The organism is Streptomyces sp. R28, from assembly GCF_041052385.1.
In the GTDB taxonomy this organism is placed as follows: Bacteria; Actinomycetota; Actinomycetes; order Streptomycetales; family Streptomycetaceae; genus Streptomyces.
The window spans coordinates 5,481,211-5,495,994 of sequence record NZ_CP163439.1 but is presented as its reverse complement, the minus strand read 5'-3'; the positions used below and the strand labels follow the sequence as shown (position 1 = coordinate 5,495,994).

At 70.1% G+C, this 14,784-nt stretch carries 10 protein-coding genes and 1 pseudogene; 6 read left to right on the top strand and 5 right to left on the bottom strand.

Going from position 1 to position 14,784, the window contains the following annotated elements; genetic code table 11:
- Positions 1 to 62: 62 nt before the first annotated feature.
- Positions 63 to 1,778: a methionine--tRNA ligase gene (gene metG, locus AB5J49_RS24440; RefSeq protein WP_369170750.1), complete on the top strand. Its 1,716-nt coding sequence runs from the start codon at positions 63 to 65 to the stop codon at positions 1,776 to 1,778.
- 67 nt (positions 1,779 to 1,845) lie between these two features.
- On the opposite strand, the gene AB5J49_RS24435 is transcribed toward metG, so the two are convergent.
- Both AB5J49_RS24435 and AB5J49_RS24430 read right to left on the bottom strand, forming a co-directional pair.
- Positions 1,846 to 2,184, bottom strand: coding sequence for a DoxX family protein (locus AB5J49_RS24435; protein WP_369175241.1), 339 nt, complete (start codon positions 2,182 to 2,184; stop codon positions 1,846 to 1,848).
- A 139-nt stretch (positions 2,185 to 2,323) separates the two neighbouring features.
- Complete coding sequence (locus tag AB5J49_RS24430; protein ID WP_369170748.1) at positions 2,324 to 3,676, bottom strand: polysaccharide lyase family 1 protein; 1,353 nt, start codon at positions 3,674 to 3,676, stop codon at positions 2,324 to 2,326.
- Between the two features lie 223 nt (positions 3,677 to 3,899).
- Here AB5J49_RS24430 and AB5J49_RS24425 point away from each other — a divergent pair, with 223 nt between their 5' ends.
- The 4 genes from AB5J49_RS24425 (at position 3,900) to AB5J49_RS24410 (ending at position 9,011) form a co-directional block, all read left to right on the top strand.
- Positions 3,900 to 4,376 carry a hypothetical protein gene (locus AB5J49_RS24425; protein WP_369170747.1) on the top strand — a complete coding sequence of 159 codons (477 nt, stop codon included), beginning with the start codon at positions 3,900 to 3,902 and terminating at the stop codon, positions 4,374 to 4,376.
- A gap of 94 nt (positions 4,377 to 4,470) precedes the next feature.
- Complete coding sequence (locus AB5J49_RS24420) at positions 4,471 to 4,836, top strand: PH domain-containing protein (RefSeq protein WP_369170746.1); 366 nt, start codon at positions 4,471 to 4,473, stop codon at positions 4,834 to 4,836.
- A 244-nt stretch (positions 4,837 to 5,080) separates the two neighbouring features.
- The gene (locus tag AB5J49_RS24415) at positions 5,081 to 5,758 is read left to right on the top strand and encodes a nucleotidyl transferase AbiEii/AbiGii toxin family protein (RefSeq protein ID WP_369170745.1); all 678 of its coding nucleotides are present in this window, start codon (positions 5,081 to 5,083) and stop codon (positions 5,756 to 5,758) included.
- Positions 5,759 to 5,888: 130 nt separating this feature from the next.
- Positions 5,889 to 9,011: an FG-GAP repeat domain-containing protein gene (locus tag AB5J49_RS24410; RefSeq protein ID WP_369170744.1), complete on the top strand. Its 3,123-nt coding sequence runs from the start codon at positions 5,889 to 5,891 to the stop codon at positions 9,009 to 9,011.
- Between the two features lie 8 nt (positions 9,012 to 9,019).
- Here the strand turns inward: AB5J49_RS24410 and AB5J49_RS24405 are convergent.
- Both AB5J49_RS24405 and aspS read right to left on the bottom strand, forming a co-directional pair.
- Positions 9,020 to 9,340 (bottom strand): annotated as a pseudogene (locus AB5J49_RS24405) (dioxygenase); the annotation flags it as partial.
- A gap of 146 nt (positions 9,341 to 9,486) precedes the next feature.
- Positions 9,487 to 11,250 (bottom strand): aspartate--tRNA ligase, encoded by a 1,764-nt coding sequence (gene aspS, locus AB5J49_RS24400; RefSeq protein WP_369170742.1) that lies wholly within the window; start codon positions 11,248 to 11,250, stop codon positions 9,487 to 9,489.
- Between the two features lie 179 nt (positions 11,251 to 11,429).
- On the opposite strand from aspS, the gene AB5J49_RS24395 reads away from it, so the two are divergent.
- Complete coding sequence (locus AB5J49_RS24395; RefSeq protein WP_369170741.1) at positions 11,430 to 13,592, top strand: SpoIIE family protein phosphatase; 2,163 nt, start codon at positions 11,430 to 11,432, stop codon at positions 13,590 to 13,592.
- On the opposite strand, the gene AB5J49_RS24390 is transcribed toward AB5J49_RS24395, so the two are convergent.
- Positions 13,526 to 14,620: an AI-2E family transporter gene (locus AB5J49_RS24390; RefSeq protein WP_369170740.1), complete on the bottom strand. Its 1,095-nt coding sequence runs from the start codon at positions 14,618 to 14,620 to the stop codon at positions 13,526 to 13,528. The two genes, AB5J49_RS24395 and AB5J49_RS24390, sit on opposite strands and share 67 nt — an antisense overlap.
- Between the last annotated feature and the right edge of the window lie 164 nt (positions 14,621 to 14,784).

Below are 14,784 nucleotides of genomic sequence, written 5' to 3'. Positions count from 1 at the left end.
GCCCACCTGTGTCGGCTACGATTTCAAGGTTCGCAAAACGACCGACATGGGAGCAGCCCCCGATGGCTCGACACCTCATCACCAGCGCCCTTCCGTACATCAACGGGATCAAGCACCTGGGCAACATGGTGGGGTCCATGCTCCCGGCGGACGTGTACTCCCGGTACCTGCGCCAGCGCGGGCACGACGTCCTGTACATCTGCGCCACGGACGAGCACGGCACCCCCGCCGAGCTGGCCGCCAAGGAACAGGGCATCCCGGTCGACGAGTTCTGCGCGCAGGCGCACGACCAGCAGAAGGCGATCTACGACGGATTCAACCTGGCCTTCGACTACTTCGGCCGCAGCTCGTCCCCGCAGAACCACGAGATCACCCAGGAGATCGCGCGGGAACTGAAGGCGAACGGCTTCATCGAGGAGCGCGCCATCCGCCAGGTGTACTCGATCACGGACGGCCGCTTCCTCCCCGACCGCTACATCATCGGCACCTGCCCGCACTGCGGCTACGACAAGGCCCGCGGCGACCAGTGCGAGAACTGCACGCGCGTCCTGGACCCGACGGACCTGATCGACGCCCGCTCCGCGATCAGCGGCAGCAGCGACCTGGAGGTCCGCGAGACCAAGCACCTCTTCCTCCTCCAGTCGGTGCTGGCCGACGAGGTCGAGGCGTGGGTCGACGAGCGCGCCGACAGCTGGCCGGTGCTCGCCTCCTCCATCGCCCGCAAGTGGCTCACCGAGGGCCTGCACGACCGCGCGATCACCCGTGACCTGGACTGGGGCGTCCCTGTCCCGGCCGATACCTGGCCGGACCTCGCCGCCGAGGGCAAGGTCTTCTACGTCTGGTTCGACGCCCCGATCGAGTACATCGGCTCCACGAAGGAGTGGGCGGACCAGGACCCGGAGAACCGGGACTGGCGCTCGTGGTGGTGGGAGTCGGACGCGGACGTCCACTACACGCAGTTCATGGGCAAGGACAACGTCCCGTTCCACAGCGTGATGTTCCCGGCGACCCTGCTGGGCACCCGCGCGCCGTGGAAGAAGGTCGACGTCATCAAGGCCTTCAACTGGCTCAACTACTACGGCGGCAAGTTCTCCACCTCGCAGAAGCGCGGCGTCTTCACGCACGACGCGCTGGAGATCCTGCCCGCCGACTACTGGCGTTACTTCATGATGGCCAACGCCCCCGAGTCGGACGACTCGTCCTTCACGTGGGAGCACTTCACGGCCACCGTGAACAAGGACCTGGCGGACACCCTCGGCAACTTCGTCAACCGAGTCCTGTCCTTCTCCCGCAAGCGGTTCGGCGACGAGGTCCCGGCGGGCGCCGAGCCGGGCGAGGCGGAGGCGAGGCTGGGCGAGGAGATCGCCCGCCTGCTCGCCGAGTACGAGGAGCACATGGAGGCCATCCAGTTCCGCAAGGCCGCGGCAGCCCTGCGCGCTCTGTGGTCGGCCGGCAACTCCTACCTCGAGGAGAAGGCCCCCTGGCTGGAGATCAAGACCAACCCTGAGGGCGCGGCCCTCACCCTTCGTACGGCGATGAACCTCATCCACTTGTACGCGGTGATCTCGGAGCCGTTCATCCCGACGTCCTCGGCGGCCATGCGTGGCGCGTTCGACCTGAAGGACGACACGGCGACCTGGAGGACGGTCGAGGAGGCCAAGGCCCTCACCACCGTCCCCGCAGGCACGCCCTTCACCGTCCCGCCGGTCCTCTTCGCGAAGATCACGGAGGAGGACCTGGAGGCGTACAGGGAGCGGTTCGGCGGCGAACCGGCGTAGTACGCGTCGCGCACCCGAAGGGGCCCGGAACCGCACTCGGCTGGTTCCGGGCCCCTGGCGCACACCCCTACGCCAGAGCGAGCGCGCCGACGACCGGGGCGGCGTACACCAGTGGGAACGGGATGTGCGCGTACCACCGGGCCCGCGCCACCGTCACCGCGGCCCCGAGGAAGTACAGCACCAGACCGACCCCGGCCAGCACCCCGATCACGGGCACGAGCAGGCCGACCACCAGCCCCACGGCCCCGGCGGCCTTCGCCAGCCCGAGCCAGGTCCACCACGACCGGGGCACGGAGTAGTCGGTGAGCGCCTGCACGATCCACTGGGCCCGCATGAGCAGGACGGTGCCGGAGAATCCGGCCATCAGGGCGGCCACGACGGTGACGACGACGTGTGCGGTCTGCATGAGGAACTCCAGGTCAGCTGCGGTCGGAACCGCACGGCCGGTGCCGTGCGGCGGGTCCACTGCCTCCCTGACGCCGGGCACCGCGCAAGTGTGACAGCGGCAGACCAGGAGATTTCCTCAGCCGTACGTCAGCCCGGCGTCAGGACAGCGCCCCGGCACCCGTCGTGCCCGTCAGCTCGGTGATCAGGTTCTTCACCGACGTCTGGAGACCCGCCGTCAGGGCCGGCTTCCAGTTCACCGTCGTCTTGATCTTCTTCGAGCTCGCGGCGTTGCAGGCGGCCACGATGTCGGTCGTCGTGCCGTTGACGAGGTTGCCGCCGCCGGCGATCGAGCCGGTGCCGTCGCCGCTCAGCAGCTTGGCGACCTTGGCGCCGGACGGCAGCTTCCAGGCGTTGTGCTCGGCGACGACCTGAGCCCTGGCGCGGGAGTCGATGCTGTACTTCGGCGCGTAGCCGTTGAGTGTGGTCGTGTCGTAGACGTTGTTGTAGAGGTGGATCTGGCCGATGCGGGCCAGGGGCGCCCGCTGCACGATCCCCTTCCACACGTTGTGGTGGATGGTGACGCGCAGCTTGCCGGTGCTGTCGGTGTCGCTGCTGCCGATCAGCATCGTCTTGTCGTGGTTGCTGAACAGGTTGCGTTCGACGGTCACCAGGTCGGAGCCGTTGGTGATGTCGAGGGCTCCGTCGTGGACCTGGTACTTGCGGCCGAAGTAGGTCTTCTCGGCGCTGTCGAAGGTCGGCGCGTCGGTGAACGTGTTGTGGTCCGCCCACACGTTGGTCACCCCGCGCAGGGTGACGGCGTCGTAGTTGGAGTTCCACTCGCCCGTCGAGCCGTCGGTGGGGTCCCACTGCGGGAAGCAGTCCTGGGTGTCGGCGAAGGTGAGGTTGCGGACGATGACGTTCTTGACGTTCTGCACCTGCAGGCTGCCGCCCTTGATGCCGGCGTTCGTGCCGGGGACGCCCACGACGGTGGTGTTGGCGGGGACGCGGAAGACGATGTTCTTCTTCTGTTTGTCCGCGGCGGCCTTGCGGGCGTTCTCCTGCGTGCCGGACGGCGCCTTCTTGCCGTAGGTCGCCGGGTCGTAGGCCTTGAGGTAGGCGGAGAGCGAGTAGCCGGTGCCGGAGGCGTAGTCGGCGCAGGTCAGCTTCTTGCCGACGTCGTCGGTGTTGGCGTCGATGGTGCCCTTGATCTTGATGATCCGGGGCGTGGTGTCGGAGACCGACCCCAGCGCCTTCACGAGCTGGGCGCGGGTGCTGACGGTGTACACGTGTGCGGAGTCCGCCTTCGAGCCGCCCGTCGTACCGGCGCCGGAGGCCGCCCAGCCGTCCTTGGCGGGCAGCGCCTGGTGGTACAGGTCGACCGCGCCGGCGTTCGCGTTCAGCACGAAGACCCCGGCACCTATGCCGGCGGCAGCGACGGCGGCGGTGACGACGACGGTGCGGCGTCCGCGGAGGGAACGACGGTGGGTGGGGCGGTGGGAAGGGGATGCCACGAATGAGTCCTTACGTACCTCGGTGAGGCTCGCGCGCCGGCGAGCGGGCCCGCGTGAGCGGGCTTTTGGTCCGTCTGTGGTCGCGGAGATCTGAAAGGTGCCGTGAATTTTTTGACTGATCCGTGCCCAACTCGGGGACATCACGCGGATGTTGCCCATCCGGTTGGCATCGATCGCGCCCCACCGCCACCATGCCCCCCTACACGACCGTATGGTTTCCGCCATGGCAGTCCCAGAGGTCATCCCGATCGCCTACGAGCCGCACGGCCGTACCGAGGCGATCGGCCATTACGCGGACGGACAGTTCATGGGTTCGGTCACGTACGCCTTTCCCAAGGGCTTCGACCTCGGCACCGGCTGGGAAGAGCACAAACGCCTCTACGCGGTCCTCCACACCTTCGACGCCGACGGCAGGTACCGCGACTCGGAGATATGGTGCGCCGGCACCTGGGCCGAGCAGCAGCTCGCCCCGCACGGCCCCGACTCGGTCATCGCACGCGCCCGCGCCCGCCTGGCCACCGGGTTGCGCAGCCTCCCCCGGCGTACGTACACGGACATCGCGATCCGCCCTTTCCAACTCACCGTGGACGGCGTGGTGTTCGGCCTGGTGACCGGAGAGGACGACGGCGAGGCCTGGGCCGAGCTCTACCCGGACCTGCTCGGTTTCGGTGCGCCCTGGGACGGTTCGTACGACACCTGATCGTTTACGCCTCTATGCCTGGACACCCCCGAGGCGCTATACATTGCGAAGATCATGCTGGGCCGTCAAGGCCGCCAAGTGGGGGGATCCATCCATGGCACTGTTCGGGAACGCGCACACCATCGACCAGGGGCAGGCGCAGCAGGACTACGCGCGTCTGCTGGGTCACGGTGAGCAGGTGCACGCCGCGTACCTGCTGATACGCGACACCATCCTGTTCACCGACCGTCGTCTGATCCTGGTCGACAAGCAGGGCATCACCGGCAAGAAGGTGGAGTACCACTCCATCCCCTACCGCAGCATCACGCACTTCGCGGTCGAGACCGCCGGCACCTTCGACCTGGACGCCGAGCTGAAGATCTGGGTCTCGGGGACGCCGACGCCCATCGAGAAGACGTTCACCAAGGGCGTCGACATCTACGAGGTGCAGGCGATCCTGACGCAGTTCGTGGCGAAGTAGGGCAGCAGACGTGATCCGGGCCGGACGGGGAGGTCCCCGTCCGGCCCGGATCGTTTCTCCCACGAACAGTCCGACCAGCAGCCCCACGGCACCCGCACCCTTGGCCAGCCCGAGCCAGGTCCACCACGAGCGGGGCACAGAGTGTGACAGCGGCGGCCGCCCGTCTTTCGGGTGCACGGATCCGCATGCCGACGGCACGCCGGTCCGGGCCGAACCCGGCGCGACCGCGATAATCGGGGCCACCATGCTGCCCCCGCACCGCGACCTCCTGTCCGACGTCCTCGCCGTCGGCGTCCGCTACCCGCTCGTCCTGGCCGGCGACTGCGCGGTCCGGGCGCACGGCCTGACCGCCCGGCAGGCGCGGTCGGTGGAGGTGGCGACCGAACACCCCGAGCCCATGGACCAGATCGCGGCCATGGTCCGGCACGGCCTGACGGAACGCGGCTGGCGGGTACGTCCCCTGGAGACCGACCCGCTCTCCACCCGGCTGCTCGTCACGGACCCCGACACGGACCAGGAACGTGCCGTTGACCTGCTGAAGGAGACCTTCTGGCGGCCCCCGGTGACGACCGGCCTCGGCCCGGCCCTCTCCCTGGAGGACCTCATCGGCACGAAGGTTCGCGCCGTGACCGACCGGGGTGCCGCGCGCGACCTCGCCGACGTCTATCTGACCGCGGCCCACTGGAGCTACCCCGACCTGGAGGAACTGGGCCGCCGCCACGCCTGGGACGAGTTCGACCTGGCGGACCTCCAGTCCCGCCTGGAGGCCACGGAGCTGTTGCACGACGGGGAGTTCGTCGTGGGCGGCCTGGACGCGGAGTCGGTTCCGACGCTCCGCCGGTGGGCCCGGGCGTGGGCGGACGACATCGCCGAGCGGCTGTTGGAGGAGGAGGCGCTCAGGCCGCCGACGGAAGGGGAGTGACGATTCCCTGACGGTCGCCCCGCCTCACCTCCTTCACCTGCGCGAACGCGCCCACTGCCCGGCATAAGCCCCTGATAAGATCCGGCCACTTGTGCGAGGGCACGGGCCCTCGTAGGGGAGGGAACTTCACGTGGGCAGACACGCCCTGAGACGGGGCGGGCTGGCCGCCGCCGTCTCCTCGCTCGCGCTCGCCGTCGCGGCCGCGTCCATAGTCGTCCTGTCGGAGGGCGGCGGCTCCGCGGAAGCGGCCGAAGCCGACACCACCGCGATCACGCTGGTCGACCCCAGCACCACCACGCCGCGCACCGACCGCCCGTACGTGGCCGGCGACAGCGGCTTCCTGCACCGGCAGACCGGCAGGGCCGGAATGCAATGGACCGACTACGCGACGGGTCGGACCGTCACCGTCAAGAAGGCCGACGGGAGCGTGTACGCCCCGACCTCCCCCTGCTACTACATCGACTCCGAGTGCCGTCCGGCCTGGTACGGGTCGGACGGCGACCTGGTCGCCCTGCCGTCGTCGTCGGTGTCGTCCTCGACCGTCACCCTCTGGGACCCGGCCACGGCCACGGCCAGGAGCCTGAGCTGGCCCGGCTCCACCACGCACGGCTACTACCGGGCCCTGGCCGGGGACACGGTCGTCACCAGCTACTCCCTGATCGACAAGGTCGACGGCGAGTGGCACGCCCGCGAGGTGACCGGTGATCCGACGGCCGTGGGGAGCGACGACGTCCTCGCCGCGGACTCCTCGGGCGTGCTCTGGTCGGTCGACACCAGCAGGATCGGCTACATCGACGTCGCCTCGGCCGTGAACACCGATGTGTTCTCCGACGCCACCTACGCCTCGCACTACGTGATGAGCGAGGACCGCATCGGCTGGTACCAGGAGGGCACCGCCGAGCTGCACCTGAAGTCCCGCACCGACCTCGCCGCCGCCGAGCAGCTCGTCAAGCTGCCCGCGCACCCCGGCGCGCTCGACGGTGACCCGGTCCTGGTCGGCGACTGGCTGCTGCTGCCGCTGTCGTCCCGTGAGCTCGGCTCCAAGCTGCTCGCGGTCAGCGTCACCGACCCCTCGGTGCAGCAGACCCTGCTGACGAGTGCCGGCGAGTACGCGCTGGCGACCGACGGCGGCGGTGCCCTCGTCACGGGCGGCACCGACGCCACCGACTGGTGGGTGCAGCGGGTCGGCCGGGCCGAGGACGGCACGCTGAAGCTGGAGAAGGTCCGGGAGGCCCCGGCGGTGGAGAACACCAAGACGGGCATCGCGCTCAGCCGCGGCAGCCTGCGCGTCGCCGAGGACGACCCGGCCAGTACCACCACGGACACCACTTCGGTACGCACCCTCACCACCGACGGCTCCACCGCGCTGACGGCGTCCGCCGCCACGGAGAGCGGCTCGATGTACGGGCCGGTCTGCCCGTACGCGGGCACCACCTGCGCGGCGCTGTGGGGGAACCTCTCCGCCGAGGACGTCTACCTGGACACGAACGGCGGCACCGACGAGGGCGAAGGCCTCGGCGACGACCGGCTCAAGGCCATCGGCGGCCACTACCTGGACTTCGGCGGCCAGGGCGGCGCGATCGTGGACGTCTCCGACGACTACGCCGTCTACAACTCCGGCGGCACCACCCCGGCGCAGTACGTGGGCGAGTTCGGCCAGGGCCAGAAGCTGAAGCGGACCGTCCGCGCCGCCGCCCTGAACGGCTCGACCCTCTGGAGCGCCACCACCACCGCCGGCAAGCTCACCTCGTACAGCATCCCGCTGGCGAAGACGCTCTCCACGGTGACCGTGCCGGGCCTGGCCTGTGTGCCGAGCGAACTGCAGGCGGCGGGCCGCTGGGTGTACTGGGCCTGCGGGGCGGACTCGGCCGGGGTCTACGACACCAAGGCCGCTACGTCGAAGGCGGTCGTCCCCGGTGACGTGCTGCTGGGCGACGGCTTCACCGTCCGCCACGACCACGCCGCCCACACCCTGGTCCTCACCGAGTCGGCCACCGGGAGCACGCGGGTGATCGCGTCCGGCCTGGCCGCCAACGGTCTGACGGCGGACCGCCGTTACCGCTGGACGGTCGACGAGTACACCGGCCTGGTCGCCTGGTTCGACGACTACGAGCGCACCCACGTCACGACCACCGGCATCGCCCCGTCCGCCGTGACGGCCTTCGAGACGTCGGCCGGCAGCTATGCGGCCCCGAACGTGCCCTTCGAGGCCGACTGGGTGCTGTCCCGCCCGGTCACCTCCTGGTCGCTCACCCTCACCTCCGTGCAGAGCGGCGCGAACGGCAAGGCGACCCGCACGCTCACCGGCGGCGCGACCCCGGACCGGGTGTCGGTGTCCTGGAACGGCAAGACGGCCGACGGGAGTTACTTCCCCAGCGGCTGGTTCAAGTGGACCCTGAAGGCGACCGGCCTCGCCAGCGCCACGGAGAACACGGTCAGCACCGGCGAGGCCTTCCTCCAGCGCGGAGCGCCGGTCCGCCGCGACTTCGTCAGCCCCGACGGCTCGGACGGCCGCGGCGACCTGCTCACCCTGAACTCCTCCGGTGGCCTGACCTTCCACAGCGGCACCGGCACCGGCAAGTTCGGCGACAAGTACACCGGCACCGGCTGGGCCACCACCGTCCTGGCCGTCCCGTTCGGCGACCTGAGCGGTGACCGCTGCAACGACGTCCTCGTGCGCTACAGCAGCGGCGCCCTGCGGCTGTACAAGCCGGGCTGCGGCTCGGTGCTCAAGCCGTCGACGTCGTACACGACCCTCGCGACCAGCGGCTGGACGCAGTACAACGTGCTGACCTCGCCCGGTGACCTGAGCGGTGACGGACGCCCGGACCTGATCGCGCGGAACTCGTCCACCGGAGCGGTCTACCTCTACAAGGGCACGAGCGACGGCAAGCTGGCCGCCCGGGTGAAGCTCTACGACAACTGGAAGGGCTACAAGAAGATCGTCGGCGTCGGGGACATCACCGGCGACGGCAGGCCCGACCTCCTCGCCCAGGACACCGCGAACACCCTGTGGCGCTACAACGGCAAGGGCGACGGCACCTTCGCCGCCCGGGTGAAGCTGTTCGCGAACTGGGGCGGCGGCTACAACGTCGTCGTCGGTGTCGGTGACATCACGGACGACGGCCACCCGGACCTCGTCTCCCGCGACACCAGCGGCAACGCGTGGCGCAACAGCGGGGACGGGAAGGGGTCGTTCGGCTCGCGAACCCAGATCGCGAGCGGGTGGAGCGGCTACAAGTCTCTGACCTGACAGGGCGTTGCGTCGATCACCTTGATGCGAAGGGTGAGCGGGATGCCCTCCTTGTCCTCGGTGATGTCCTGGCGGAGCTTGTCGGCGTCGATGTAGTAGGGGCCCTCGGTGGTCTCCGAGGTGAGCTTGTAGCAGGCCTCCGCGCCGGTGGAGGTGCTGCTCGCCGACGCGCTCGCGGCCTTGCCGTTCGTTTCACCCGCGAAGGCGCCGGCCGCGAGCGTGCCGCCCACGCCCACCGCGGCGGCGGCTCCCGCTCCGGCCACGACGACCTTGCGACGTGTGAGGTCCCGCTTGTGTTTCGGCCCTTCGGCCGTGTGGTTTCCCGTCATGTGCAGGGAAGTTAGGGACCGCGCCTGTCAGGAGGTTGGGTAAGAGCTGGGTGAAAGCCCTGCATGAGCGCCGTAAACGAAAGTGGCTCAGAACCGACGCCGGTTCCGAGCCACCTACGGCTTCAAAGACCTACTTCTTCAAAGACCTACTTCGGCTGCGGCTTGCGCACCGTCAGGTGCAGCTCCTTCAGCCTCGCCTCCTCCAGCTCCGTCGGCGCGCCCATCATCAGGTCCTGGGCGTTGCCGTTGAGCGGGAAGGCGATGGTCTCGCGGATGTTCGGCTCGTCCGCGAGGAGCATGACGATGCGGTCGACGCCGGGGGCGATGCCGCCGTGCGGCGGGGCGCCGAAGCGGAAGGCGCGGAGCATGCCGGCGAACTTCTCCTCGACGGTCTCGCGGTCGTAGCCCGCGATCTCGAAGGCCTTGAGCATGATCTCCGGCTCGTGGTTCCGGATCGCGCCCGAGGACAGCTCGACGCCGTTGCAGACGATGTCGTACTGCCAGCCCAGGATGTCCAGCGGGTCCTGCGTCTGCAGGGCCTCCAGACCGCCCTGCGGCATCGAGAAGGGGTTGTGCGAGAAGTCGATCGCGCCGGTCTCCTCGTCCTTCTCGTACATCGGGAAGTCAACGATCCAGCAGAACCGGAAGACGCCCTCCTCGAAGTGCCCGGCACGCTTGGCGGCCTCGACCCGCACCGCGCCCATGATCTTCGAGACCTCGTCGAACTCGCCCGCGCCGAAGAAGACGGCGTGACCGGCGGCCAGGGAGAGGCGCTTGGTCAGCTCGGCGACGTTCTCCTCGGTGAGGAACTTCGCGATCGGGCCGGACAGCGAGCCGTCCTCGGCCACGCGCACCCAGGCCAGGCCCTTGGCGCCCTGCGAGACCGCGAAGTCACCGAGCTGGTCGAAGAACTTCCGGGGCTGCGCGGAGACGTCCGGCACCGCCAGGGCACGCACGTGCTTGCCGGCGAACGCCTTGAACTCCGAGCCCTCGAAGACGTCGGTGATGTCGACGAGCTCCAGCTGGGCACGGAGGTCCGGCTTGTCGGAGCCGTACTTCAGCATCGCCTCACGGAACGGGATCCGCGGGAAGGGCGAGGTGACGTGGCGGCCGCCGCCGAACTCCTCGAACAGCTCGGTCATCAGCTGCTCGATCGGCTGGAAGACGTCCTCCTGCTCGACGAAGCTCATCTCGACGTCGAGCTGGTAGAACTCGCCCGGCGAACGGTCCGCACGCGCGTCCTCGTCGCGGAAGCAGGGCGCGATCTGGAAGTAGCGGTCGAAGCCGGAGATCATCAGCAGCTGCTTGAACTGCTGCGGCGCCTGCGGCAGGGCGTAGAACTTGCCCGGGTTCAGACGGGAGGGGACGACGAAGTCGCGGGCGCCCTCGGGGGAGGTCGCGGACAGGATCGGCGTCGCCATCTCGTTGAAGCCCAGCGCCGTCATCTTGTGCCGGATCGCCGAGATGACCGACGTACGCAGCAGGATGTTCTTGTGCATGCGCTCGCGGCGCAGGTCCAGGAAGCGGTACTCCAGGCGCCGCTCCTCGTTGACCCCGTCCTCGGTGTTGATCGTGAAGGGGAGCGGGGCGGCCGCGCCGAGCAGCTCGACCTCGCCGACCTCGACCTCGATCTCGCCGGTCGGCAGGTCGGGGTTGATGTTCTCGGCGCCGCGGGAGACGACCTTGCCGTCGACGCGGACGGTCGATTCCTTGGACAGCTTGTCCAGGGCCTCGTACGCGGGCGTGCCGGGACGGGCGACGAGCTGCGTGATGCCGTAGTGATCGCGCAGATCGATGAAGAGGATGCCGCCCAGGTCGCGCCGATTGTGCAGCCAGCCACTCAGCCGGACGTCGGTACCGACGTCAGAGGAGCGGAGCTCGCCGCAGGTGTGGGACCTGTACCGATGCATCGTCGTTCATCCAGTCTTCGCGGATCGAGGGGCGTGTTTCACGTGAAACTTCCCCCAAGCCTACCGGGGACCCCAAGATCGGCTCCCCACCATTTGGCAGCGCTCCGGCGCCCCGGCCGACCAGGTGCCCCGTACAGCTTCGGTGGCAGTGTGCGATCACCTCTTCTTACAGTGGGGCAATGCGCACTGGTGAGCCCCTGCCCACCGTGGGGGAGGTTCTCGCCACCCTCGCGACCGGACTGTGGCACTGGAACACCGCCACGGGACTGGTCACAGTCGACGCGGAGGCGGCACGGCTGCTCGGGCTGCCCCCCGAACAGGCCACGCTCAGCCAGGCCCAGGTGCGCTCCCGCCTGCACCCGGTGGACTGGAACGAGGTCAGCGGAGTGATCCAGCTCGCCGTGGCCGAGGGCACCCTCGGCGAGGTGCGGGTGCGGATCATGGACGAGCGGGGCCGGGTCGTCCGCGTCGGCCGCAGCCGCTTCCACGCCTCCTTCGACCGCGAGAAACGGTCGTACGAGGTGACGGGCTCCCTCCAGGAGGTCACCGAACCGAGGCCGGGCACCCCGGCGGGGCGTACGGCGGTCACCGGCGACTGGCGGCGCTCGCGGGAGGCGTTCCTGCTGGACGCCGGCCGGGCGCTGGCCGAGGCCCGGTCCACGGCGGAGGTGCTGCGGGTCGCGGCCGGCCTGTCGATGCCGGGCTTCTCGCCGGACGGCCTCGCGGTGTTCGGGGTGACGGGCGACCGTCTGACGATCATCGGCCACCACGGCCACCAGCCCGGCGACGAGGGCCCCTTCACACACATGGCCCTGGACACGGACTACCCGGCCGCCGAGGTCGTCCGCACCGGCCGTGCCGTGTACCTCTCCTCGCCCGAGAAGTACAAGGACCGCTACCCCGTCACATGGCCGCTCGCCGCGCACTTCAACCGCCAGTCCTGGGCGTTCCTGCCGCTGACCGTGGCCGGCCGCACGATGGGCGCCTGGATGGCGGCCTTCACCTATCCGGTCGCGTTCACACCCGACGAGCGGTCCGTGCTGACGACGGTGGCCCGGATGCTCGCCCAGGCCCTGTCCCGCGCCGAGGCCGCCGAGTCCGCGCGGGAACTGACGGACGGCCTCCAGCGCTCGATGCTGCCCCAGCTGGGCCCCGAGATACCGGGCATGAGCGTCGCCGCCCGCTACGTCCCGACCGGCGGCGGGCTCCAGGTCGGCGGCGACTGGTACGACATGATCCCGCTGCCGGGCGGCCGCTTCGCCCTGGTCATCGGCGACGTCCAGGGCCACGACGTCCGCGCGGCGGGCCTGATGGGCCAGCTCCGCATCGCCCTGCGCGCCTACGCCTCCGAGGGCCACCGCCCCGACGCCGTCCTCTCCCGCGCCTCCCGCTTCCTGCACGGCATGACGTTCGGCTCCCTCGACGAGGACCCCTCCGAGCTGCGCTTCGCGACCTGCCTGTACGTCGAGGTCGACCCCACGACCGGCCTGCTGGACATCGCCCGCGCCGGGCACCCGGACCCGGCGATCCGAATGACCGACGGCACGGTGCTGGCCCGCCCGACGGCCGGCGGCCTCCCGCTCGGCATCGACCCGGACGCCGACTACCCGACGACCCGGATCACCCTGGAACCCGGCGAGACGATGCTGATCTGCACGGACGGCCTGATCGAGACCGGCGGCCACGACCTGGAGACCGGCTGGAAGCGCATCCGCGCGATCCTGGAGGAGCACGACGGCGACCTGGAGTCGCTCGCCGACGCCCTCGTCCAGGCCGTGCACGGCCCGTCCTCCCACCACACCACCGGCCCGCTCGCCGACCGGCGCGAGGACGACATAGCGGTGCTGCTGCTGTGCCGGGAGGGGGAGGGCTGCGGCGGCCCGGTCGCCGTGCGGCCGACGATCCGGCGCACCATGATGTCGGTGGCCCAGGCGGAGCCGGAGCGGGTGGCGGTGGCCCGGCAGCAGCTGCGGGAACTGCTGCACGACTGGACGTCCGAGGACCAGGTGGACTCGGCCGTCCTCCTCCTCTCCGAGATGCTCACGAACGTCCTCGTCCACACCGACGCCGACGCCCTGCTCCTCGCCGAGGTACGGGGCGAGCCGGGGGGCCGCCGGATCCGCGTCGAGGTGACGGACACCAGCGACGACCTTCCGCACAAGCGCCGCCCCGGGGAACTGGCGTCGTCCGGGCGGGGCCTGATGCTGATCGAGCTGCTGGCTCAGTCGTGGGGGGTGGACCCCCGGGGCGAGGGCAAGAGCATCTGGTTCGAGCTCTACGAGTCCGAGGGCGGCGACGGTTCCGGGGGCGCAGACGGCTCGGAGGGCTCGGGGCTCGCGTAACGGTCCTGCAGTTCGCGTACGACGCCGAAGGCGGCCGCGGTCAGCGGTACGGCGAGCAGCATGCCGAGGACTCCGGCCACGGACGCCCCCGCGGTGATCGCCACCATGACGACGGCCGGGTGCATCTGCACGGTCCGGCTCTGGATCATGGGCGTCAGCACATGCCCCTCCAGGACCTGCACGGCGACCACGATCGCCAGCACCCACAGCGCGATGACGAACCCCCGGTCGGCCAGCGCCACCAGCACGGCGACGGCCCCCGAGAGGAAGGCGCCGAGGTAGGGGATGTAGGCCCCGACGAAGACGAGCGCGCCCAGCCCGACCGCGCCCGGGACGTCGAGGACGAGCAGCCCGACAGTGATGCAGAGGGCGTCGATGAGGGCGATGAAGGTGGTCCCCCGCATGAACCCCTCCACACCCTGGAACGCCCGCCGGGCCATGGCCTCCATGACCTCCCCGGCCCCGCCCGGAACAACGGAGCGCAAGGTGTCTGTGGCCCGGTCGGAGTCCCGCAGGAAGAAGAAGACGAGCAGCAGCGCGAGCACCGCCATGGCGATGGTCTCCGCGACGACACTCACCCCGCTGATGACCCCGGAGGCGGCGGTCCCGCCGAAGTCGGTGAGCAACTCCTTGGCGTTGGTGGCGAGATCGTCCAGCGAGGTCCCGGCGGCCCCGAAGTGCTCGGCGAGGTCCTGGGCCGCCTGCCTGAGCGCGGCGAGGATCTGGTCGCCGGTGTCGACGATCGCGGCGACGACGATGTACACGGCCCCGCCGACGACGGCCACGACGGCGACGCAGGTGAGCCCGGCGGCGACGGACCGGTTCACCTTGGCCTTCACCAGCCGCCGGTGCAGGGGCCCGAGCAACGCCGTCCCGAGCAGGGCGAGCAGCACGGGCACGACGGCCGTACGGAACTCCACGGCCAGCCGGATCCCGACGTAGACGACCCCGGCGACCAACAGCACGACGACACACCAGGCGGCGAGCCGCCGGACGGGGCCGGGGAGCAGCGGGGTGGGGGCCTGCACGCCTCCAGCGGATCATGGACCGACCGGGGCTGTCGTGCGCGGGCGGACCGGGTGGGTGACGGGCCCGGGTGACGGGCCTGGGCGATCAGCACCGGACTACCGGCGCTGATCGCCATGGAACTCGACCGGAACCCGACCGGAAATCGGCCGGAACCCGACCGGTG